The sequence below is a fragment of the Streptococcus sp. 27098_8_22 genome (genome assembly GCF_041432415.1).
GTDB classification, from domain to species: Bacteria; Bacillota; Bacilli; order Lactobacillales; family Streptococcaceae; genus Streptococcus; species Streptococcus pseudopneumoniae_M.
In genome coordinates this window covers 41,960-64,119 of the sequence record NZ_JAPVZP010000011.1, presented here as the reverse complement: position 1 = coordinate 64,119, position 22,160 = coordinate 41,960, and the positions used below count along the sequence as shown (strand labels likewise).

Here is a 22,160-nt window from a genome sequence, read left to right as displayed (position 1 = left end):
TATGGTTCCCAAAATCGTGGTCCTGCCCAAACCCCACCACCAATCCAGGAAAAAGGACTCTTGGATGAATATGGTATCAATGTCACTGAGATTGCCCGTCGTGGAAATATTGACCCTGTAATTGGCCGTGACGAAGAGATTATCCGTGTCATTGAAATCCTCAACCGCAGAACAAAAAACAACCCTGTCCTCATCGGTGAGCCCGGTGTTGGTAAGACAGCTGTTGTCGAAGGTTTAGCTCAGAAAATTGTTGACGGTGATGTTCCCCATAAGCTTCAAGGTAAAGAAGTCATCCGTTTAGATGTCGTTAGCCTTGTTCAAGGAACAGGTATCCGTGGTCAATTTGAAGAGCGCATGCAAAAACTCATGGAAGAAATTCGTGAGCGCGAGGATGTTATTCTCTTCATTGACGAAATTCACGAAATCGTCGGTGCTGGTTCTGCTGGCGAAGGGAATATGGATGCAGGAAATATCCTAAAACCAGCTCTTGCTCGTGGCGAACTCCAACTGGTTGGTGCTACTACCCTCAATGAATACCGTATCATTGAAAAGGATGCTGCCCTTGAGCGCCGTATGCAACCGGTCAAGGTTGATGAACCAACTGTTGAAGAAACCATTATTATCCTTAAAGGAATTCAAAAGAAATACGAAGATTACCATCATGTTCACTATACTGACGGGGCTATCGAAGCGGCCGCTACCCTTTCTAACCGCTACATCCAAGATCGTTTCTTGCCAGACAAGGCCATTGACCTTCTAGATGAAGCTGGTTCAAAAATGAACTTAACCTTGAATTTTGTAGATCCTAAGGTCATCGACCAACGCTTAATCGAAGCAGAAAATCTCAAGGCACAAGCAACCCGCGATGAAGATTTTGAAAAAGCAGCCTACTTCCGTGACCAGATTGCCAAATACAAGGAAATGCAAAAGACAAAGGTAACGGATCAGGATACCCCAATCATCAGTGAAAAAACGATCGAACACATCATCGAGCAAAAGACTAATATCCCAGTTGGTGATTTGAAAGAAAAAGAACAATCTCAACTGATCAACCTAGCAGATGACCTCAAGGCTCATGTTATTGGACAAGATGATGCAGTTGATAAGATCGCCAAGGCTATCCGTCGTAACCGTGTTGGACTCGGTACTCCAAACCGTCCAATCGGTAGCTTCCTTTTTGTTGGTCCTACCGGTGTCGGTAAAACAGAACTTTCTAAACAGCTGGCCATCGAACTCTTTGGTTCTGCTGACAGCATGATTCGCTTTGACATGAGTGAATACATGGAAAAACACAGCGTGGCTAAACTCGTTGGTGCCCCTCCAGGATACGTAGGCTATGATGAAGCAGGTCAATTGACTGAAAAAGTTCGTCGTAACCCCTACTCACTGATCCTCTTGGATGAAGTTGAAAAAGCCCATCCAGATGTTATGCATATGTTCCTTCAAGTCTTGGATGATGGTCGTTTAACGGATGGGCAAGGTCGTACCGTTAGCTTTAAAGACGCTATCATTATCATGACCTCAAATGCAGGTACAGGTAAGGCAGAAGCTAGTGTTGGATTTGGTGCTGCTCGTGAAGGTCGTACCAACTCAGTCCTTGGGGAATTAGGCAACTTCTTTAGCCCCGAATTCATGAACCGTTTTGATGGCATTATCGAATTCAAGGCTCTCAGTAAGGAAAATCTTCTTCAAATCGTTGACCTCATGCTAGATGATGTTAATCAACGACTCTCAAGCAATAACATCCATTTAGATGTAACAGATAAGGTTAAAGAAAAACTTGTAGACCTTGGTTATGATCCAAAAATGGGAGCTCGCCCACTACGTCGTACGATTCAGGATTATATCGAAGATGCGATTACAGACTACTACCTTGAAAATCCAAGCGAGAAAAACCTCAAAGCCGTCATGACTAGCAATGGTAAAATCATGATTAAATCAAAAAATAAATTGGAAACAGTTGACTCAAATGACTAATTCCACATACTAAAAGAATGTTCTTACTTGACAGTAAGAGCATTCTTTAATATGATAGAAAGAAAGCGCACACATAAAGGAGAAATTTATGACAAATCCAACCTTTGGAGAAAAAAAAGAGGGTGTAACCTACAAAACTAGATATGGTGTTTATGCAGTCATCCCTGACTCAGCACATGAAAAGATTATCCTCGTTCAAGCTCCAAATGGTGCATGGTTCTTGCCTGGTGGCGAGATTGAAGCAGGCGAAGATCATTTTGAAGCTCTCAAACGAGAACTAATTGAAGAATTAGGTTTTACAGCTGAGATTGGCACTTATTATGGACAAGCAGATGAGTATTTCTATTCCAGCCATCGCGATACCTACTACTACAATCCAGCCTATCTCTACGAAGCTACTTCTTATCAAGAAATCCAAAAACCTTTGGAGGACTTCAATCACCTAGCTTGGTTCCCAATTGATGAAGCTATTACAAATTTAAAACGTGGCAGTCATAAATGGGCAATTGAAGCTTGGAAAAAACAGCATCAAGTTTAAATTAACTTTTCCAATTTTTCCAAAAAGTGCTATAATAGACATAGAAACACAGGAGGAAAGCCTATGAAGCTCATCAACACTACTAATTCTCACTCAAACCTTGTTAAAAGCCAACTGGAGAGTACAGACGCTACACTCGTAGAAGTCTACTCTGCAGGAAACACTGATGTTATCTTTACTCAGGCACCGCTTCATTATGAAATCCTCATTTCCAATAAACATCGTGCTATCCGCGAACAAGAAATAGAAAAAATACAAGAATTTTTCTTGAATCGCAAGATTGACAAGCAAAATATCGATGAAACTAATATCAAGACCCTCTACTCTGAAAAATTGATTGAAATCTCAATCCCAACAAAATAAAACTTAGCAATATTTCGAGTACACTCTAAAAATTCTAACTTTTTAGAGTGTTCTTTGTCTGTCTAATCCGATATTCTAGAATCAGATTCAGTGTTACAGAAAGAGTTTTCTAACAATCCTTCAACTTACTAAATTTGGTAATATTTTTGTAAAAACTCGGTACTTAATCATCAAAATAATTAATTCTACTATTATAATTTACTAACATTCAAAAAGGAGCTCATCAATGGAGAAAATAGTATACAGAAAGGCAAGGCTAGACGAATACCAAAAAATTGGAAAAGTTGTAGCCGACAGCTTCTTTGACTATCCATTTTTAACTCTAATCATAGATGATCTCAAGAAACCTGAAAACTATCCTGCTTTTTTAGAACTATTGGAAAGTCTCCTGACTCGCCTCTATATCAAAGAAGAGACCTGTTTAGTAGCTGAACAAGATGGAGAGATTCTGGCTATCGCACTTTTACAACAAAAGGATTTTTCTATCCTATCTTACTTACTAAATGGTGTCATAAAACTGTTTCGCCACATTAGCCCTCGAAATTTTTTGAAGTATCTTGATTTAGTAGACCGTTCCGAAGAACATTTGAAAAAATCAAATAGCTTTGACTGGTATTTGATGCTCCTTGCGGTCAATCCATACCTTAAAGGGCAAGGAGTGGGCAGTGCTTTTCTTAGAGACGCAGTTGAGCCTTATGTCCAATCCAAGGGCTGCAAGCGCTTAGGACTCATTACCAGTACAGAAAAAAATGTTCCATTCTATAAAAAGAATGATTATGTATTGCTAGATTTTATGGAGTTAGAGTACGGGACTAAGTCCATTGGTAACTGGGCTTTTTTAAAGACTATCAATAAATAACAAAAAAGGAGTTTAAATCAACTCCTTTTTACTTTATTTAACTGCTTCTTTCAAGGCATCAACCTTATCCAAGCGTTCCCATGGAAGATCGATATCTGTACGTCCCATGTGTCCATAAGCCGCTGTTTGACGGTAGATTGGACGTTTGAGATCAAGCATTTGGATGATTCCTGCTGGACGAAGGTCAAAGATTTGACGTGCTGCTTTTTCAAGCTTGCTTTCAGCTACTGTTCCAGTACCAAAAGTATCGATACGAACAGATACAGGTTGAGCTACACCAATGGCATAAGCCAATTGAACTTCTGCTTTCTTAGCAAGTCCTGCTGCAACGATGTTTTTTGCAATGTAGCGAGCTGCATAAGAAGCTGAACGGTCAACCTTAGTCGCATCCTTACCAGAGAAGGCACCACCACCGTGGCGTGAGTATCCGCCATAAGTATCCACGATGATCTTACGACCAGTCAAACCTGAGTCTCCTTGAGGCCCTCCGATAACGAAACGACCTGTTGGATTGATGAAGAATTTAGTTTCGTCGTCAAGATAAGAAGCTGGAATGACTTCTTTGATAACCTTGTTAATCACATCTTCATGGATTTGTTCATTGCTAACTTCTGGATCGTGTTGAGTTGAAATAACGACTGTATCCACGCGCACTGGCTGGTCATTTTCATCATATTCAACTGTAACTTGAGATTTAGCATCTGGACGAAGATAGCTAATTTCACCAGACTTACGTAGTTCTGCCAAGCGACGAACCAACTTGTGACTGAGTGAGATTGGAAGCGGCATGAGTTCTTCAGTTTCATTAACCGCAAAACCAAACATGAGACCTTGGTCTCCAGCTCCAATCAAATCAAGTGGATCTTGATCAGCATTTCCACGAACTTCCAAGGCTTCATTAACACCTTGGGCGATATCAGGAGATTGTTCTACCAATGATGGGTGAACTCCTACGGTCTCAGCAGAAAATCCATACTCTGTATTAGTATAGCCAATCTCTGCAATCGTATCACGTACCACACGGTTAATATCTACATAGGCATTGGTCGAAATTTCACCAAAAACATGAACTGAACCAGTATAAACAGCTGTTTCAGCAGCAACGTGGGCTTCTGGATCTTGCTCTAAAATAGCATCCAAGATAGCATCTGAAATTTGGTCTGCAATCTTATCTGGATGCCCCTCAGATACAGATTCAGACGTGAATAATTTACGTTCTGACATAAAAATGTCCCCCCTTAAAAAATATTCGTTATAGAGTTACAAAGTACTGGTAGAGAATCGATAAACGACCTTCACTACCACCTTATCGGGACCATATAACCTAACTATTATAACACGAATCTTTGAAAAATACTCGTATGATTACTATTTTTCTCAGAAGGAAAATATTTTCTAATCCAAACCAAATAAAAAAACTCTTAAAGTAGATCTGATTTTACTTCAAGAGTATTGTTAAACTAATTATTTTCTAGATAAAACTCAAAACGTTCTCCGACGTATTGGCTCTTTACATACTCGAAAGCCGTCCCGTCATCAAAGTAAGAAACTTGAGTAAGCCCTAAAATTGCATGCCCCTTTTCCACTTCCAGATAATGAGCAATTTTTTCCTTGGCTAAGCGAGCATATATAGTCTGGTGAGATTTACCAATCCGATAACCATGTTTCTGCAAGGTTTGAAAGAAGTGCTTGGTTACTTCTTCTTTCTTAAAAATTTTGATAAATTTCTCAGGAATAGAAGCTACCTCGTAGACTACAGGAACTTGATCTGCATAACGAACACGTTCCATACGGATAATATTTTCAGTGGCCTTAATCCCTAATTTTTCAACTTCTTGCTCATTAGGGATCGTTCGACGATAGGAAATCAGATGACTCGATGGTGTTTTACCCTGAGCTTTTACAATCTCCGTAAAACTAGTTGTCCCACGCATTTTTTCCTGAACACGAGTACTAGAAACAAAGGTCCCGCTACCCACACGACGCTCCAAAACCCCCTCCTCGACCAAAAGGGAGATGGCTTGACGCAGAGTCATACGGCTAACTTCAAATTCCTCAGCTAAATCTCGCTCACTTGGAAGTCTTTCCCCAATTTTCCAACTTCCCTCATCAATGTCTTTCTTGATTTGGTCGTGGATTTTCATATAAGCTGGTAACATGCTTGCTCACTTCTTTTCTTTATTTTTTCCATTGTACCCTATCTCATAGGGAAAAGTCAAACCGCGCTTGTTTGGTTGGTAATTCTAACCCTTTTATGATAGAATATTCAAGAAGATATTTCTTTTAAGAAAGGGAAAAGATGAGCAACATTTCAACTGATTTGCAAGATGTCGAAAAGATCATCGTACTGGACTATGGTAGCCAGTACAACCAACTCATCTCACGTCGTATCCGTGAGATTGGTGTCTTTTCAGAACTAAAAAGTCACAAGATTTCGGCTGACGAAGTCCGTGCTATCAATCCTATCGGGATTGTACTTTCAGGTGGTCCAAACTCTGTTTACGAAGAAGGATCGTTTGATATTGATCCAGAGATTTTTGAACTTGGAATTCCGATTTTGGGAATCTGCTATGGTATGCAGCTATTGACTCACAAGCTTGGTGGTAAGGTTGTTCCTGCAGGCGATGCTGGTAACCGTGAATACGGTCAATCAACATTGACTCACACAGAATCAGCTCTTTTTGCGGGTACTCCAGATGAGCAACTTGTCTTGATGAGCCATGGGGATGCTGTTACAGAAATTCCTGCTGATTTTGTCCGTACTGGAACTTCTGCTGACTGTCCTTACGCATCTATTGAAAACCCTGATAAGAAAATTTACGGTATCCAATTCCACCCAGAAGTTCGCCACTCAGTTCACGGTTATGATATCCTCCGTAACTTTGCCTTAAACATCTGTGGTGCCAAAGGTGACTGGACTATGGATAACTTCATCGAGATGCAAATCAAACAAATCCGTGAAAAAGTTGGAGATAAACGTGTTCTCCTCGGACTTTCTGGTGGTGTTGACTCTTCTGTTGTTGGGGTTCTTCTCCAAAAAGCCATCGGGGATCAATTGATCTGTATCTTTGTAGACCACGGTCTTCTCCGTAAAGGTGAAGCTGACCAAGTTATGGATATGCTTGGTGGTAAGTTTGGTTTGAACATTGTCAAAGCAGATGCTGCCAAACGTTTCCTTGATAAATTGGCTGGTGTATCTGATCCTGAACAAAAACGGAAGATTATCGGTAACGAGTTTGTTTATGTCTTTGATGACGAAGCAAGCAAACTAACAGATGTGAAATTCCTTGCTCAAGGAACTCTTTATACAGACGTGATTGAGTCTGGTACCGATACTGCTCAAACCATCAAGTCTCACCACAACGTAGGTGGACTTCCAGAAGACATGCAGTTTGAACTGATCGAGCCACTCAACACTCTTTACAAGGATGAAGTTCGTGCCCTTGGTACAGAACTTGGTATGCCAGACCACATCGTATGGCGCCAACCATTCCCAGGTCCAGGACTTGCTATCCGTGTTATGGGGGAAATTACTGAAGAGAAACTTGAAACAGTTCGCGAATCAGACGCTATCCTTCGTGAAGAAATTGCCAAAGCAGGTCTTGACCGCGATATCTGGCAATATTTCACTGTTAACACTGGCGTTCGTTCAGTAGGTGTTATGGGGGACGGTCGTACTTATGACTACACCATTGCTATCCGTGCTATCACTTCTATCGATGGTATGACAGCTGACTTCGCTAAGATCCCTTGGGAAGTCCTCCAAAAAATCTCTGTGCGCATCGTAAACGAAGTTGACCACGTTAACCGTATCGTCTACGATATCACAAGTAAACCACCTGCAACTGTTGAGTGGGAATAGAGTTAATGATTTAAAAAAAGCCTAGAAATCAATTTTTCTAAGGCTTTTTACTTTATTTTAACAACAATTTAACAACAAAACTACTTTTTTAATATAAACCATACTTATCTTTAATCTGTTTTTGAATATGTGGTTTTAAATGCCATATTTCATGACCTTCATCATTTGTTTCTACATACTCATAGCTTTTAAGGAATTCTTCTTCAGTTGTGTACTCTCCATCATCAAACATTTCTTCTAATCCACCAACGGGCTTTGAACACTTATCAATAACTTTTTTTACTTGAACATTTTTCATTCTAGAATCCCCTTTTATTTTTATTAAGTTGCTAGTTCAACAAACATTTGGGATTTATTGCTTCGTTGCTTTAGAAAAAAATAACAAATAAACTCCAAATATAAATTTAATTATTGCATCAATATAGGCAAATAGTACCAAAGGGACATCAGAAAAAATATACCCCATGATAATATTAATAGTGCACATAATTCCTAATAAAATCATTGATTCCCCATGTACAAAATAGAGTGGGAAAAAATGCAATGCTGTGGCTAATAATGCCCCCAACCATATCAATCTCAAATTTTCCGGAGCAAAAAATGAACCGCCTAAAAGAACCATTAATATAAACAGTAATATTATTGAGTATTGAGAAACCTTATTTTGAAATTTAGTCGATGGTCCAGTGGATAGTTTTTTTAGTAAGTCTTTATTCATATTAATCGTAAAAAAGAAAACTATATAACCACTACTAAACACTTGCATATTTATAATTTGTTTTCCACCTATTAAGGTAGCAACTGCGATAACTACGGCAACCGCAATTAACCACAAACCGCAAGATTTTTTATTATTAAATTCTAACTTTTCTTTTTTTTCATATCCTAACATTCGCCGAAAAACCTCTCTAAATTCTAATTTATTTGTCTATGTTACTTAATATTATAGTATGTTTTAGGCATTTTTTCTACTGCCAGATTTCATACTCACTCGCTACTACTCCCCATTAGAATGTATTGACATTTACTATAAAAGGAAACAGAGGTTCATACGAAGTCTTCTGGCAATATCCGTTAGTGATACCTTCTCAGTTAGAAGTTGAGCATCCTTTTGTCGGACAAGGTTAGAGATTTTGTCATCATTCTTTTTTATTTCAAATGTATTCTCGGAATTAAATGAATTATAACTAATAATACGGTAAACACTAATAGTTTACCGTAGGAATCTAAAGTTTAATCGAACAGACTTCGCTAGTCAGACAAAACTTTAGATTGAATTTTTTTAGTATGCTGATTGCCATTAAATTTGCTTTTTCTGATATTATTATCACTCACAACTACTTTCCCAGTCATTCTAGTAGCTACTTCTTTCATAGCATTTGGTCTTAAATGAGAGTACGTTCCAAGTGTGGTCTTAATATCAGCATGTCCTAGACGATTTTGCATTTCTAAATCGTTCATTCCTAGAGAGAGCATAAAGCTGGCATGAGAATGCCTTAAATCGTGGATCCTTATTGATTTTATTTTTGCGTAATCACTATGAGTTTTCAAAACACGTTTTAGAGTTGATTTTACCAACGGACTATCTGCTATGGAAAATACAAATTTACATTCTCCTATTTGAGATTGTGCTTTCTTCCAATATTTCAAATGTTCTAATGTATCATCATCAAGATACAAAAGCCTTACACCTGATATAGATTTTGTATCAGTAAGATACCACTCTTTTTGGCTTTTATAATACATTGAGCAGTCTATTAAAACAGTACCTTTTTTAAAATCTATTTTCGACCATTCAATAGCTTGTAATTCACTTGTCCTAACTCCAGTCATAAAGAAAAACCAAAATGTAGTAAAGTACAATAATTCATAAATATTAGATTTATCAAATGTACTAATGAATAGCTGAAATTCTTCCACCGTCCAAAAATCAACTTTAGGACGGTCTTTCTTTACGTTTCCCACTGTTTTAGCAACATTACTTGATAACATACCTAGTTTAACTGCTAAATCAAAAACTTGTTGTAATATTTGATGAACAGAACGAATATAATTATTAGATAATCCCTCTATAAACATTGCATTTTGCCACTTCTTTACATGAGGTGCTTGAATATCTGATAACTTCATGTTTTCAAAATATGACAGTCTTTTAAATTTTGATTGTGTCATATCAAAAGTACGTTTTCTTACTTGGCTTTTATAGTCTGGTATAAAATAATCATCAAGAAACTTTTTAAAAGTCATTGTACTATTAACGATAATAGAACCTTTACCAAAGTCAGCAAGCATACGTAAGCGCCACTCTTGAGCTTCCTTTTGCGTTTTAAAGCCATTCTTAAACTTTTGTATCCTTTTACCAGTCTGAACATCAAAACCTAGAGAAACAGTCGCTCTATACGTGCCATTACTCATAGGATAAATACTAGATATTTTAGGCATTTTCTTTTACTTCCAAATCTACTAGACTGGCTTCATCTATTTTAACACCCAAGATTTCTTCTACCGTTTCAAGTGGTACACGTCCTAAACCTTTACTTTCATACCATGATAGACCTTGACTGGCTAATTTTGCTTTAGCCTGTTTTACTAACATCATAGCTTGCCAACTTGAAAATCCTAATTTCATTAAATCTTTTTTTACAACAAACATACTTTTTCCCCTTTCTTTATGTTATAATTATTTTGGTTTTTTATTTTGATGTGTGATTGATTTTCACGCATCTTTTTTTTGCATCTATTCCATAAATTCCTATCATTCAGGAACATCACATTTTTTTTAGCCATTCGTCATGTCCTTTGCTTTTTTAGGTAATATTCTAGGATAGATACAATCTTCAAGCAATCTACGAATAAAATCGCCCTTATCTTGCGAACAAAACAAATCTTCATAGTCAAAGTTCAAAACGACGCTAGAGCCATCAGAACGTTGAAAATGCCCATTTTCTCTATTTTCTCGAACTTCTGAAACACTATAAAATCTTTCTTCCATTCCATGTTTTCTAACAATTTCAGAAGAATAATTGACACGTCTTAAATACTGATTTATATCCTCTTCTTGAATTTGTCCAAAAAATTGTTTTGGTGACATATAGGCGGACATAATAACCAATCTCGGAACTACTAACTTATTTCTATAACGTGCTGACATTCGAGCCGAGTTGATTGGATCGAATAACTTCAACCAATCCGCAGGAGCAAGACTATCCTCTCGCAAATCATCTAAAATAAGGATTTCCTCACCTGAATAATTGTCAAATGGATTTTTTGAGCTTGCAGAATATGAGCCACCTCTTAAACCTGCATTTTCAAGCGCTCCTTGAACCTCTAAAGCAATATCTCTAGCAAGTGTAGACTTACCAATCCCAGGCTTACCTTGAATATATAAAACAGTCAAATCATACTCCCCATTTTGCAATGCTTCCAGTCTTAGCACACTTTCACGCTCACCGAAAATATCAAGTCCTTCAAGGAATTTCTGACGATTGTTTGCCATCAGATAATACAAATTATCATCTTTCATAATATCAAAATAAGTCAGTTCCCCCTTATATACTTTAGCCAACACCAAATCTAGACTTTCATCTGATTTCTCACGTTTCTTTGTGGCTGCATACTTCTCAAAATCTTCTTGATTTTGATTGATAAATGCTTCATAATCGAATGAATCAAATGTTTCTACATCACTAGCTGGATACTGATATTTATCTTTATCCTTGGCATGAATAAGATAGGCTTTTGAATTTACCTTCCCATACTTACCACGTCCACTAGACTCAATATATTGTGGCAAGATACCAAGGTTTAAAGCCAAAACATTTAAATCCTTTTTATTAGAAAATTCTATATACCCATGAATATGGGGTTCAACTAATTTTGTACCATAAGAAATATCTTTATCATGAATAATCAAAGCAATTTTTAAGTCTTCCGATTCAGTCATCAGGCTTACTCGTTCGTAGATTTCCTTAAAAATTTCAATTTTATTTTTTTCCCAATTTAAAAACAACTTTTTACTGTCCTCTGACCAGTCCCAAAAATCAGGCTTTAATTGCTGTTCAAAAATATAAGTCGTTGTTTGTTTTCTCTTTGTCATTTCTCCCTTTCTAATCATTTTTTTGAATTTACTTACTCTAAACTTGAGCAAATTAAAAGATTTTTGCTTAATTTGCTCACTAATTTGCTCATTAATTTGCTCAAGTTTTTTCGGACTTTTTTCAAAATAAAACCTAAAGGGGTTAACCACCCCAAACCTACGGTTTAAAAGGGTTTTTAGACCATTCTGTCGACAAGCCCTAGAATGGTCCGCGCATAGAAAACAAACCTTTTGAGCAAATGAGCAAATTAAAACGCTAAAAACTCTTATCAGCTAAAAAAGTGTATAATTAGAACATAATGATGTATATAGATTGTTAGTGAGCGCTAGTGCCCGCTGGTACACGCTAGTACACGCAGTCGCTGGCTTCGCTTTTGCGACTGCTACTAGCTACCAGCTACTAGCTACTAACAATCTATATTCCTGCTAAAAATGCGGTCGGTGCGGTGCATGGTGCTAGCCAACGGCTTCGCCCCCTGCTTTGCACCTACATTTTTAGCTAGTGTGTGCGAGTTATCAGCTACTTATATTTCTATGTCATTTTAAAATTTTTACATTTTCTGCCTTATACCAACCTAAAGAACTATTATTAAGTTGTCCACCAGTTACATTGTAAAATTCAAGTACTGTACCAAAGACCACTTCTAATTTTACAGGTGCTTTAATTTCATATTCCAACTGATTTACAGTATCTACTATTGCATACTTAAATCCATCACTAACACCATCTTTGAATACTTCCTCGACACTTCCAGTAGAAACAACTTCTAAAACAGGAACTACCTCTGTTTGATATTCTTTACCTTTATTCCCCATAAGATTGACTTTTTTTGTATCTTGTTGGAGAACTTCTCCTAATTTTCTATTCCAGTTTGGTTTTGCCATTACTTATACCTCTTTTTCTTGAATTATGTTATAATTTATATAGATTCTTTATTTAGCCTTTGAGGATTTTTCTTCAAAGACTTTTTTTTATACAATCATAGGCAGTTACCCCCAATTCTTGCCAAACGTTTTATAGTTTGATATAATTAGTCTTAATAGGACTAATTATATTTTAGTCCAAATAGGACTAATTATATTTTAGTCCAAATAGGACTAATTGTCAACAAAAAAATAGTCTTATTTGGAATTTTTTTGAAAGTAGGTATTTTTATGTTAGATTTTCCAAACAGATTAAAAGAAAAACGAAAAAATAAAGGATATACCCAAGAACAAATGTCTAAACTGTTAGATATTGGGCAGAGTGCCTATGCCAAGTGGGAAAACGGTCGAACTGAACCCACTCTCGAAAATATAGTAAAACTATCAAAAATACTAGATACTTCCACTGATGAACTATTGGGAAGACAAGTCAATTTTGGAGACAGGATTATATTTGATATATCTAAATATGACTTAAGCAATTTGAAGAACTTTAGTGAACAAGAGATTTATGATTTAAAAGCTACAATAGTTCTTGAATTGTTAGATGAGTCCACAAATACACAAGCAGTCAAAAATAAACTAACTATCAAAAACAAACTTGACAAAGATGAAGAAAGCATTTTAGATGCTTTGCTTACTGAATCTAAAACATTTGCAGATGAGATAATAGCATTTGATAAATTCAGAAAATCACAAAAAAGTTTTAAGTGGCCGTGGAAAAAAGATTAACAACAATTTAACAACAAAGGACTCAAATAACATCAAATAGTAATCATTGATTGTATTATCAATCGCTATTAAATCAACTATCCTAAATAGTCAATATCTGACTTTTAGTGAGTGGGAGTAGAGTAATTCATTCAAAAAAACGCTTGAAATCAATGGTTTCAGCGTTTTTATTTTCTTTATAGCACCAATTTAGCACCAAAAACTATTTTTCAATATCTAAATCTAAAATCTTTTTAACAGTTTCAGTACTCTCTTTATACATACCCTTCTTTGATTCTCTAACAATTCTGATATAATCACTATCATCTTCATCTAATTCGTAAACTCGGTATAAATCATTTTTATACTCAAATTCACAACTTAACTCTTTGTTCTGATTCATATCAACCTCATTAAATCATGTTCTTATTTATATATTTATTATAAAACTTCCTACTTTTTTAGCAAATTACTCGGATTTTAGATTTATTTTTCCTTTCACCATATCTGGTGTAAACTTCGATGTTATTTCATATTCAATTGTACTAGGAACATTTTTAAATAATAGTTTAGAAGGAAATGCCATTGAAGTGTTATGTTTTAAGTACTCAATATCAAACCTTAAAATATCAGATTCTGGTTTATCAAAATATCTGTATATAAATATATCGTTTAATGAATCTTTATAATATTCTTTTTGGTCTTCATAACTAAATGTTCTAGTATATGTTAGAAGTGGAGAAACATTTATTTCTTCTGACCGGAAAGAGGGTTGCTGAGGATAATCATATGCACAAACCGAATCAGTTTCACTAATTTCAAATAGTATTTCTTCTATTTTAATTTCCTGTACTTTCTCTATTATATTTTCCCCTGGATATAATAGGTCATCATGTTTTAAAAGACAACCTTTAGGTACAATTAGTTTAATATCAATATCTTCATCATATGACTTACCTATATTAGAAACCATTAACTCTATATATTCAATGTTATCCATGAATGTAAAATATTCCGTGTATTCATTGAACGACACTATTTCCCAGTATAATTTTTTTAATAAAGAAAATCGGTTCCTTTCTTCATCGGTTCCAATATACGAAGTCGCACTTTTTCCGAAAGGCGTTGCCATTTGAAGTTTATTTTTTTTCAAATTTCCTAAACACCAGAATTTCTCATGTAGTTTGATTTCCTCTTTGATAGCAAAGTCGTTTATGAGTTTTTTAAAATCATCACTAATAGTCACATCATCAGCTATTTTTGACAGAAAATTAACGTTATCTTCTTCATTTAGAGAAAGAGTTAACTTTTTAGTATTATTATCTACTTTAGTTGGAACCTCAGAAATAACAGTTTTATTTAATTCTTCAATATGGTCAATAATTTTCTTGTAGTTTTCATTTAAAAACTTTGACTCTAGTAAATTAAATTTTATAGGAACAGAACATTCATCGGAAGATGTATTCTTATCTCTTATCGTTAAAAGAGGTTTTAATTGTTCATTTTGAAAAGTTTCTTTTTCTGAAATTAATTTTAAAAAATAAAGTGATAGATGATTTGTAAAAAGCCTTTGAAAATCACTCTCGTCATTAACTATAAAAAATATCCCTCTATCTTTATATCTTTCTTTAAATTCTTGCACTTTTTCATATTGCTTAATGTCTATATTAGACGGAATTATCGGAGCTTCTAAAAAGTACATAAAAACTTGTTTATCAGCTGATAGCATCTCCTCAATTTCTTCTTCCGTTCCTGATTCATAATTATCTGTTACTGTACCAAATCTTGTCCAAAATATAGCAACAGCTGCATCACATTCCCTAACAATTTGCTTATTCAATAATTCCTGTGGTTTATCACCTGATTCAGGAAAGCTATCCGTTGACCAATGCTTGATTGATACTTGTATATTATTCAAACTACCATATAGTTTATTAAAATTATCAACAGCTTCCTTAATTAATTGAAGATAGCTAGTAACATCCCCGGGACACGAAATTAATAAATCGTAAATAGTCACTCCTTCTCTTGGCATCCATGTATCCTCCAAAAATTTAATACTATACAAATCTAACCTATTATAATTATAAATCAAAAAAACAATATAATCAAATTCTCTTACTGTTTTATTGGTTATAAACATTGATTTCACTTGTCTAATTATCTCAATTTAATTGTATGCTGATTGCCATTAAATTTACTCTTTCTGATATTATTATCACTCACCACTACTTTTCCAGCCATTCTGGTTACTTCTTCTCTCATAGCATTTGCTTTTAAATTGGAGTATCTTCCGAGACTACCTTTTTAAATTCCTGAAACCATGCTATAATATAGTAAGTATAAGTTCAATAAACTGACCATAGAAGTCAACAATAAAGATTTCTTACATCATACGTAAGTGTTATTCTCCTCTGATTCATACTATAATGAAAGTAACAAAAGATGGAGGTGTTTCACATGGAAACAATTTTACGAGTAGAATCATTAAAAAAGTATTATGGAAAAGAGCCGAATATCACCAAAGCCTTAAACGGTATATCTTTTCAAGTTGTCAAAGGTGAGTTCTTAGGGATTATGGGGAGCAGTGGTTCTGGGAAAACAACCCTTCTTAACTGTCTCGCTACTATCATCAAACCAACTGACGGCTCCATTCAAATGCAAGAAAAAGATTTAGGTCAGTTAAAAGGTAGTCAGTTAGCTGATTATCGTGGCAAGGAAATTGGTTACCTCTTTCAAAATTTTGAGCTTTTGGACAATCTGACAGCCAAAGAAAATATTTTACTCCCCTTGTCTTTGCACAAGGTCGATGCCAACGAAAGCAAGGTTCGGTTAGAATTGCTTTCCCAATATCTAGATATTTCTGAACTTCTGGATAAGTTCCCATCTCAACTATCAGGTGGTCAACGGCAAAGGGTAGCTGCTGCGCGTGCCTTGATTTTAGACCCTAAGATTGTATTTGCAGATGAGCCCACAGGAGCTTTGGATTCAAAAAATGCGACCATTTTGATGCAAAAATTATCCGAAATGAATCAAGTGGAAGAAACCACCATTCTCATGGTGACCCACGATTCAGTCGCTGCCAGCTTTTGCAACCGCATCTTGTTTATCCAAGACGGAAAACTATTCCATGAAATTCGACGTGATTATCCAAGAGAAAGTCAAGAAGATTTTTACCACAGAATACTAAAGGTCATGTCTGCACTGGCTGGAGGTGATGGCAATGTTTTCTAAATTAGTCTCAAGAAATAGCAAGAGGGATCGAAAGAATAATGGCTTGTATTTCAGTTCCATGGTTCTTTCTATTATCTCCTTTTACATCATCCTTTCTTTGTCCCATCAAGATGTGATGATCTTTCTCAAACAAATAGAGAGTGACGCTGTAAATAAACTCTTTAGCATGATTCCAATTCTTTATGTAGCAACCCTCTTTATTCTCTTTTTTCTAGTCTACTTCGCAAGCAGTATGCAGATGGAAAGGAGAAAACATGAATTTGGTGTCTATCTAACGCTAGGGATGCGAAGAAGCAAACTGTTCTTGCTGCTCCTACTCGAGGATTTGAGAAACAGTATCCTTGCTCTTGGAATAGGTCTTCCAATTTCAATCTTGATTTCAGAACTGATTAGCCTAATAACCGCTAAAATTGTTGGGCTAGGGATTATTGAACACCAATTTTCTCTATCTACTACAGCTCTATTCTATACAATCATCGGTTTCCTAGCCGTAAAATTAGCTGTCTTTATTCTTTTAAGTGCAAAAACAGCCAATAAGGAAATCGGAGATCTGCTATCCTATTCCCCTTCTGGCATGAAGAAACTACTCCCCAAGGGTGTGTACCTTCTTGCTTCTGTCCTCGGAATTTTGCTTCTAGGAACAGCCTATTACTTGGGGATGAGTGGACGAGCTTGGGAAAATGTCATAACAATGGGCATCACTGTTCTCTTGGGGACTCTAGGAACTATACTATTCTTCTTTGGTATGCGTTTGTTTATAGACTTTTTGGTCAAGCTTGGAAGCAATCGAAAACTCCACACCTATAATTTTAGACAGATTCAGGAATTAGTTATCCAGCGCTCAACTATACTGGCTATCTGCTCCCTCTTAATCTTCTCTGCCTTGTGCCTCTTTGGAGCAGGTGTTGCCATTGCAAGTGGCAATTCAGGCAATCATACCCACGTTTTGGATTATACATTTAGAGATAACAAGCAGGAAACAGATGAAAATCTTGATATGAATACAGTTAAAAAAGAGCTTGAAGCTGCTGGACTGTCATCACAGTTTTCAAAGATTCTACAAATCAAAGTGGGCAAACCGAAAGAACTCGAGTCCGTGTCCTTTGAACAGTTTATCAAGATATTGAAAGAGCAAAAAGAAAGTAAAAATAAGGAAGTCTTAGTCCATAATTTCCAGAAGTATATAAGTTGCCACCTTTTGCCACTCTCTGAATACAATGAGCTTAGAAAGGCTGCCAGTCTCCCTCCTCTAGAATTAACAAACAAGGAAGCCTACTTGTATATGGGAAAAGATTTTCTCCCGGATGAGAATCTAGTTAACTCTGTTCTGAAAACAAATCCTCAAATCAAAGTCATGGGAAATGATGTAAAATTGATTGGAGAGGTTCAATCTTTACCGATTGTAACGGATCGTGAAATAACCATTTCTGTAGCCCTCATAGTCCCAGATGAGACCTTTATGAGCTATACAGATGGTCGGTATTCAAATTATGTTAGTGGTATCTTGGCTCCTGAGCTGGTCAAGGAAAAAGGCCTGATGAAAGCTATCTCAGATACCAATAAAAAGCTGAATCAAAGCCCTCTTGGCTATGAAAGTTATATACAAAATATGGGAAGACAATTATTTTACATCATCTCTGCCAGCTATATCACCATCTATCTGGCTATCATCTTCCTTGTTGTCGCAAATACAATTATCGGCGTTCAATTTTTGATGGGACAAAGACAATCCTACAGACGATACCAGACCTTAATCCATCTTGGAGCAAACTACGAAACTCTTTGTAAATCTTCAGAAAAACAAATCAATTGGTATTTTGGTCTGCCAATAGCTCTTGCACTTATCAGTAGTAGCTTCGGAGTTAGCTCCCTCCTCACAGGAATAGTACCAGCCAGTGCAAGAATGGCCATGGGGCAGAAATTTATCACAGCCATGCTGATAATACTGCTGTTAGCTGGATTTGAAGTCATCTATATAAGAATTGTAAAGAAAAATAGCAACAAGTACTTGTTGTCATTAATGGAACCCAAAAGAGATGAATAAGGTAGAATAAAATAGGAAAAGGAGGAGCCAATATGAAGCATATTCTGGTTATTGAAGATGAAGCCTTGATTCGAGATGAAATTGTTATTTTGTTAGAGAAAGCGGGTTATCAAGTTGATAAGTTGACTGACTTCAAAGATACAAGCCAGCAAGTATTGCAATACGATACAGATTTAATCATACTGGATTTGAATTTACCAGGAGAAACAGGTTTTCAAATTTGTAAAAATCTCAAGTCCAAACGCTCTGTGCCCATATTGGTTCTCACCTCCCGTGAACAACTAAAAGATGAGATTTACGCCCTAAAATTAGGAGCTGACGAGTACTTAACAAAACCTTTCAAGAAAGAAAGATTCTTAGCTCGTATAGAAAACATCTTGAAACGCTATGAAGGTAGACAAAATTTGCTTGAAAAAGATAATTTCCTGCTGGATAGAAATACCTATACTCTTTATATCAACGGACATTCGATTTTACTCCCTCAAAATCAAGGGAAATTGTTAGAAACCTTGTTAGTGGCAACTGATTCTGTCGTCACAAAAGAAGAACTAAGCATGAAACTGTGGAATACAACTGAGTTCATCGATGAAAATGCCCTACAAGTAAACATTGCAAGGCTGAAAAAGGTGATGAAACAGGCTGGCATTGCCCTTAAAGTCAAGTCCGTCAGAGGTATTGGTTACAAGCTAGAAGAGGTAAGTCCAGATGAAACATAATCTAAAATATCTAGCTAGTTATCTGCCTTGGTTACTTGTTCTCTTAGCATTTGATCTATTTACAGCTGTCCTGCTTTGGCTTTCAGATGTGAGAATGTTTCAAGCTCTCATACTTCTCTATATTTTAGCCACCGTCCTGCTTTTTTTCATCCTATCATTCTTACTTATAAGAACAGAAAGAAAAAAAGCCGCTGCCTATAAATCCTTCATAGCCAATCCTAAGATCGATACTGAGCTTGAATTATTGAATTTATCAAGTGCCTCAGAGAAAGAAAGCATTGAAAAAATAGCAGATACACTTTATCAAAAGCAGGCTCAAATAGGAAAACTCAACTCATTACTAGCCGAGTACGAGGACTATGTTGAAAAATGGGCGCATGAGATTAAACTTCCTTTATCGCTTCTTTCCCTCCTTTTAGACAATCAAAGTGACCAACTACCTGAGGATACTGCTTTTAAATTGGACTATGTGAAAAATCAAATCCAAGGAAATGTATCACAGATCCTATTCTACTACAGGGTGAAAAGTGAGAAAAATGATTTTCTATTTGAAGACCTTGACCTAGAAGAGTGTATCCAAGATCTTTTGGAGAACTTTGATCCCTTGCTCAAAGAAAAGAATTTTACGATTAAGTTAGAAAACATACAAGGAATCTGCTACACCGATCAACGCAGTTTTGGATTTATCCTGTCTCAAATACTAGCCAACGCCCTTAAATATAGCTCTGACAAACCAGAACTCAAGATTTCTATGTCAAGTGACAAGGGGCGCAAAACCCTAATTATTAGGGATAATGGGTGTGGAGTTAAAGCTTGCGACCTCCCTCATATCTTTGAAAAAGGATTTACAGGTGATTCAGGAGAGACAAGGAAAAAATCAACAGGCATGGGTCTCTATCTTGTCAAACAATTAGCAGATGCTTTAAAAATCGACATCGTAGTAAAATCCGAATGGATGCATGGATTTGAAATCTCTCTTTCTATTTCGTAATTTTTCGATTAAGAAAATCTCCTAGTCATAGAAAGCACATATTTTATACCAAAAAGGAAAGCTGTACTGCCCCCAAAAAGTTGGACAAATAATTATTGAAAGGATTTAGTTCTGTATTGCACAGGGCTAAGTCCTTTTAGTTTGACTTTAATTCGTTTGTTGTTGTAGTAATCAATGTAGTCCACAATAAAGTATACCTAAGATGGTTAAAACTATTTTTCCGATATTCACTTCTGACCCGATGATCAATAACAGATATATATCAAATAAGCAATAACATTTATTTCACCAATCCCAGCAATAAAATCTTTCATTTACCTTCTCCTAAAATCAACTTTTAATTTAAATATACTATAAACTTCAGAAAATTAAAAGAATGTTCTGATTAAACTTTAAGTTTTCCAATATCATCTACTTATGAATTCTGACAATTCTGATTTAAATCTATAAAAAACAGTAAAACCGACTTGGTTCTACTGTCTTATTCTTAAAATGTTTGGCGTTTGGCTTTTCGCTCTGCACGTCCGCGAGCACGCCCTTCTGCTCGCTTGGTTTTACGGCGTTTTTCATCGACGGCCCACTGGATTTTTTTCTTATAACCTGGTTTGACTTTTTTCTTTTTCTTTTTAACCAAGCCAATCATTTCGATGTCCAGTTTTTCCTGTTTCTTCTCACGATTAGCACGGCGATCACGGTCATAAGTATCTTGGAATTCTCCGTCTTTGACCATCTTAGGAGTAAACTTGATTCCTAGTTTTTCCAACTCACGAATATCCGAATCATCACTTGGTTGATATAGTGTAATGGCTGTTCCTGGTAAACCATTACGTCCAGTTCGTCCGACACGGTGAACAAAGAAAGACAAGTCTTGTGGAATGGCATCATTGATAACGTGGCTGACACCCTCAATATCAATCCCACGCGCAGCCAGGTCAGTTGCTACGATATACTCAAAATCAAGATTTTTGACCTGATTCATGATCCGTTTACGTTCACGAGGAGCAATATCCCCATGAATCTTAGCAACCTTCAAGCCTTGGGCTGTTAAGTATGTATGCAATTCATCAGCCCGCGTCTTAGTATTGACAAAAATCATGGCTAGATATGGTTGCATGACTTGAGTCAATTCATAAATCTGGGCATTCTTATCACGACCTTTAGTCGAAATCAACCAGTTATCAATGGTATCTGAGATAACTGTTTTGGTCTTAATCTTTTCCATAACTGGATTTGACAAGTATTTTTTCAAGAATGGTTGCAGTTTTTGTGGGATAGTCGCTGAAAAGACCATAAACTGCAAGTCTTTTGGAAGACTTCCTGCAATCTTATCAACCGTCTCTAGGAACCCCATATCCAAGGTCATGTCAGCTTCATCGACAACAAAGGTCTTAGCCTTGTGAATAGCCAAATCGCCTGATTTTACCAAATCATAGATACGACCTGGTGTTCCGATAACAATATGGGGCTGGTTGCTTGCCAGTTTGTCAATTTGGCGCGCCTTGTCTGTTCCACCAACGTAGTTAACGACACGTACTTCTACATCCGAGTGGCCTGCAATTTGACGAGCAGCTTGGTAAATCTGAGTCGCTAATTCACGACTTGGAGCTGTGATAACTGCCTGCACGCTATCGCTCTCTTCATCCAACTGTTGGAAAATTGGAAGCAAGAAGGTATGAGTTTTCCCTGAACCTGTTTTTGATTCACCAACCAAGTCACGACCTGCCAGGACAATAGGAATCAACTTATCTTGCACCTCTGTTGGAGTGGTAAACTTCAACTCCTCCAAGGCTTCCTCTATATATTTTTTAAACTTAAATTTCGTAAATGACATAATATCCTCGATTC

General features: G+C 36.4%; 21 protein-coding genes and 1 pseudogene. 10 read left to right on the top strand and 12 right to left on the bottom strand.

Annotated elements, in window-relative coordinates; all coding sequences use genetic code 11:
• The 4 genes from O3633_RS09520 to O3633_RS09505 all read left to right on the top strand — a co-directional run.
• Positions 1-1,977, top strand: a 1,977-nt coding sequence (locus O3633_RS09520) for an ATP-dependent Clp protease ATP-binding subunit (protein WP_371621126.1), incomplete at its 5' end; no start/stop codon positions are given.
• 88 nt (positions 1,978-2,065) lie between these two features.
• Complete coding sequence (locus O3633_RS09515) at positions 2,066-2,515, top strand: NUDIX hydrolase (protein ID WP_223140763.1); 450 nt, start codon at positions 2,066-2,068, stop codon at positions 2,513-2,515.
• Positions 2,516-2,578: 63 nt separating this feature from the next.
• On the top strand, positions 2,579-2,878 hold the full coding sequence (locus tag O3633_RS09510) for a DUF1827 family protein (RefSeq protein WP_000767182.1): 300 nt from the start codon (positions 2,579-2,581) through the stop codon (positions 2,876-2,878).
• 226 nt (positions 2,879-3,104) lie between these two features.
• A complete protein-coding gene (locus O3633_RS09505; protein ID WP_049530941.1) occupies positions 3,105-3,737 on the top strand; it encodes a GNAT family N-acetyltransferase in 633 nt (210 codons plus the stop codon).
• 33 nt (positions 3,738-3,770) lie between these two features.
• Here the strand turns inward: O3633_RS09505 and metK are convergent, their stop codons facing one another.
• A complete protein-coding gene (gene metK / locus O3633_RS09500; RefSeq protein ID WP_000003967.1) occupies positions 3,771-4,961 on the bottom strand; it encodes a methionine adenosyltransferase in 1,191 nt (396 codons plus the stop codon).
• Between the two features lie 236 nt (positions 4,962-5,197).
• Positions 5,198-5,896 (bottom strand): GntR family transcriptional regulator, encoded by a 699-nt coding sequence (locus O3633_RS09495; protein WP_049530942.1) that lies wholly within the window; start codon positions 5,894-5,896, stop codon positions 5,198-5,200.
• A 140-nt stretch (positions 5,897-6,036) separates the two neighbouring features.
• Here O3633_RS09495 and guaA point away from each other — a divergent pair, with 140 nt between their 5' ends.
• Entirely contained in the window at positions 6,037-7,599 is a 1,563-nt protein-coding gene (gene guaA, locus O3633_RS09490; protein WP_004253965.1) for a glutamine-hydrolyzing GMP synthase, read from the top strand.
• Between the two features lie 88 nt (positions 7,600-7,687).
• Here the strand turns inward: guaA and O3633_RS09485 are convergent, their stop codons facing one another.
• The 6 genes from O3633_RS09485 to O3633_RS09460 all read right to left on the bottom strand — a co-directional run bounded on the left by O3633_RS09485 (position 7,688) and on the right by O3633_RS09460 (position 12,580).
• Complete coding sequence (locus tag O3633_RS09485) at positions 7,688-7,897, bottom strand: hypothetical protein (protein ID WP_371621125.1); 210 nt, start codon at positions 7,895-7,897, stop codon at positions 7,688-7,690.
• A 54-nt stretch (positions 7,898-7,951) separates the two neighbouring features.
• Entirely contained in the window at positions 7,952-8,491 is a 540-nt protein-coding gene (locus O3633_RS09480) for a DUF6609 family protein (RefSeq protein ID WP_371621124.1), read from the bottom strand.
• A gap of 359 nt (positions 8,492-8,850) precedes the next feature.
• Positions 8,851-10,041, bottom strand: a complete 1,191-nt coding sequence (locus tag O3633_RS09475) for a site-specific integrase (protein ID WP_371621123.1) — start codon at positions 10,039-10,041, stop codon at positions 8,851-8,853.
• The gene (locus O3633_RS09470) at positions 10,034-10,252 is read right to left on the bottom strand and encodes a DUF3173 family protein (RefSeq protein WP_371621122.1); all 219 of its coding nucleotides are present in this window, start codon (positions 10,250-10,252) and stop codon (positions 10,034-10,036) included. The genes O3633_RS09475 and O3633_RS09470 overlap by 8 nt, the downstream gene beginning before the upstream one ends.
• A 126-nt stretch (positions 10,253-10,378) precedes the next feature.
• Entirely contained in the window at positions 10,379-11,695 is a 1,317-nt protein-coding gene (locus O3633_RS09465) for a Rep family protein (RefSeq protein WP_371621128.1), read from the bottom strand.
• 537 nt (positions 11,696-12,232) lie between these two features.
• Positions 12,233-12,580, bottom strand: coding sequence for a hypothetical protein (locus O3633_RS09460; RefSeq protein ID WP_371621121.1), 348 nt, complete (start codon positions 12,578-12,580; stop codon positions 12,233-12,235).
• Positions 12,581-12,850: 270 nt separating this feature from the next.
• Here O3633_RS09460 and O3633_RS09455 point away from each other — a divergent pair, with 270 nt between their 5' ends.
• Complete coding sequence (locus tag O3633_RS09455) at positions 12,851-13,351, top strand: helix-turn-helix domain-containing protein (protein ID WP_371621120.1); 501 nt, start codon at positions 12,851-12,853, stop codon at positions 13,349-13,351.
• Between the two features lie 202 nt (positions 13,352-13,553).
• Here O3633_RS09455 and O3633_RS09450 read toward each other — a convergent pair whose 3' ends face one another.
• The gene (locus tag O3633_RS09450) at positions 13,554-13,733 is read right to left on the bottom strand and encodes a hypothetical protein (protein WP_369087607.1); all 180 of its coding nucleotides are present in this window, start codon (positions 13,731-13,733) and stop codon (positions 13,554-13,556) included.
• A 66-nt stretch (positions 13,734-13,799) separates the two neighbouring features.
• On the bottom strand, positions 13,800-15,365 hold the full coding sequence (locus O3633_RS09445; protein WP_371621119.1) for a DUF4062 domain-containing protein: 1,566 nt from the start codon (positions 15,363-15,365) through the stop codon (positions 13,800-13,802).
• A gap of 425 nt (positions 15,366-15,790) precedes the next feature.
• Here O3633_RS09445 and O3633_RS09440 point away from each other — a divergent pair, with 425 nt between their 5' ends.
• Genes O3633_RS09440 through O3633_RS09425 form a run of 4 tightly spaced genes read left to right on the top strand, consistent with a single transcriptional unit; the run spans position 15,791 to position 20,315 of the window.
• Positions 15,791-16,564 (top strand): ABC transporter ATP-binding protein, encoded by a 774-nt coding sequence (locus tag O3633_RS09440; RefSeq protein ID WP_049530943.1) that lies wholly within the window; start codon positions 15,791-15,793, stop codon positions 16,562-16,564.
• Positions 16,554-18,608 (top strand): FtsX-like permease family protein, encoded by a 2,055-nt coding sequence (locus O3633_RS09435; protein WP_371621118.1) that lies wholly within the window; start codon positions 16,554-16,556, stop codon positions 18,606-18,608. Before O3633_RS09440 ends, O3633_RS09435 begins: the two co-directional genes overlap by 11 nt.
• A gap of 32 nt (positions 18,609-18,640) precedes the next feature.
• Positions 18,641-19,324: a response regulator transcription factor gene (locus tag O3633_RS09430; RefSeq protein ID WP_049530945.1), complete on the top strand. Its 684-nt coding sequence runs from the start codon at positions 18,641-18,643 to the stop codon at positions 19,322-19,324.
• Positions 19,314-20,315, top strand: coding sequence for a sensor histidine kinase (locus O3633_RS09425; RefSeq protein WP_049530946.1), 1,002 nt, complete (start codon positions 19,314-19,316; stop codon positions 20,313-20,315). Before O3633_RS09430 ends, O3633_RS09425 begins: the two co-directional genes overlap by 11 nt.
• A gap of 92 nt (positions 20,316-20,407) precedes the next feature.
• Here the strand turns inward: O3633_RS09425 and O3633_RS09420 are convergent.
• A pseudogene (locus O3633_RS09420) lies at positions 20,408-20,503 on the bottom strand (IS3 family transposase); the annotation flags it as partial.
• Positions 20,504-20,802: 299 nt separating this feature from the next.
• Positions 20,803-22,146 (bottom strand): DEAD/DEAH box helicase, encoded by a 1,344-nt coding sequence (locus O3633_RS09415; protein WP_049530947.1) that lies wholly within the window; start codon positions 22,144-22,146, stop codon positions 20,803-20,805.
• Positions 22,147-22,160: the final 14 nt, after the last annotated feature.

Excerpts from the sequence above, each read along its gene's own strand:
- O3633_RS09465 (WP_371621128.1), bottom strand. The coding sequence starts at position 11,695 with ATGACAAAGAGAAAACAAACAACGACTTATATTTTTGAACAGCAATTA.
- O3633_RS09425 (WP_049530946.1), top strand. The coding sequence starts at position 19,314 with ATGAAACATAATCTAAAATATCTAGCTAGTTATCTGCCTTGGTTACTT.
- O3633_RS09485 (WP_371621125.1), bottom strand. The coding sequence starts at position 7,897 with ATGAAAAATGTTCAAGTAAAAAAAGTTATTGATAAGTGTTCAAAGCCC.
- guaA (WP_004253965.1), top strand. The coding sequence starts at position 6,037 with ATGAGCAACATTTCAACTGATTTGCAAGATGTCGAAAAGATCATCGTA.
- O3633_RS09435 (WP_371621118.1), top strand. The coding sequence starts at position 16,554 with ATGTTTTCTAAATTAGTCTCAAGAAATAGCAAGAGGGATCGAAAGAAT.
- O3633_RS09510 (WP_000767182.1), top strand. The coding sequence starts at position 2,579 with ATGAAGCTCATCAACACTACTAATTCTCACTCAAACCTTGTTAAAAGC.
- O3633_RS09505 (WP_049530941.1), top strand. The coding sequence starts at position 3,105 with ATGGAGAAAATAGTATACAGAAAGGCAAGGCTAGACGAATACCAAAAA.
- O3633_RS09445 (WP_371621119.1), bottom strand. The coding sequence starts at position 15,365 with ATGCCAAGAGAAGGAGTGACTATTTACGATTTATTAATTTCGTGTCCC.
- O3633_RS09475 (WP_371621123.1), bottom strand. The coding sequence starts at position 10,041 with ATGCCTAAAATATCTAGTATTTATCCTATGAGTAATGGCACGTATAGA.
- O3633_RS09470 (WP_371621122.1), bottom strand. The coding sequence starts at position 10,252 with ATGTTTGTTGTAAAAAAAGATTTAATGAAATTAGGATTTTCAAGTTGG.
- O3633_RS09460 (WP_371621121.1), bottom strand. The coding sequence starts at position 12,580 with ATGGCAAAACCAAACTGGAATAGAAAATTAGGAGAAGTTCTCCAACAA.
- O3633_RS09415 (WP_049530947.1), bottom strand. The coding sequence starts at position 22,146 with ATGTCATTTACGAAATTTAAGTTTAAAAAATATATAGAGGAAGCCTTG.
- O3633_RS09440 (WP_049530943.1), top strand. The coding sequence starts at position 15,791 with ATGGAAACAATTTTACGAGTAGAATCATTAAAAAAGTATTATGGAAAA.
- O3633_RS09455 (WP_371621120.1), top strand. The coding sequence starts at position 12,851 with ATGTTAGATTTTCCAAACAGATTAAAAGAAAAACGAAAAAATAAAGGA.
- O3633_RS09495 (WP_049530942.1), bottom strand. The coding sequence starts at position 5,896 with ATGTTACCAGCTTATATGAAAATCCACGACCAAATCAAGAAAGACATT.
- metK (WP_000003967.1), bottom strand. The coding sequence starts at position 4,961 with ATGTCAGAACGTAAATTATTCACGTCTGAATCTGTATCTGAGGGGCAT.
- O3633_RS09430 (WP_049530945.1), top strand. The coding sequence starts at position 18,641 with ATGAAGCATATTCTGGTTATTGAAGATGAAGCCTTGATTCGAGATGAA.
- O3633_RS09515 (WP_223140763.1), top strand. The coding sequence starts at position 2,066 with ATGACAAATCCAACCTTTGGAGAAAAAAAAGAGGGTGTAACCTACAAA.
- O3633_RS09450 (WP_369087607.1), bottom strand. The coding sequence starts at position 13,733 with ATGAATCAGAACAAAGAGTTAAGTTGTGAATTTGAGTATAAAAATGAT.
- O3633_RS09480 (WP_371621124.1), bottom strand. The coding sequence starts at position 8,491 with ATGTTAGGATATGAAAAAAAAGAAAAGTTAGAATTTAATAATAAAAAA.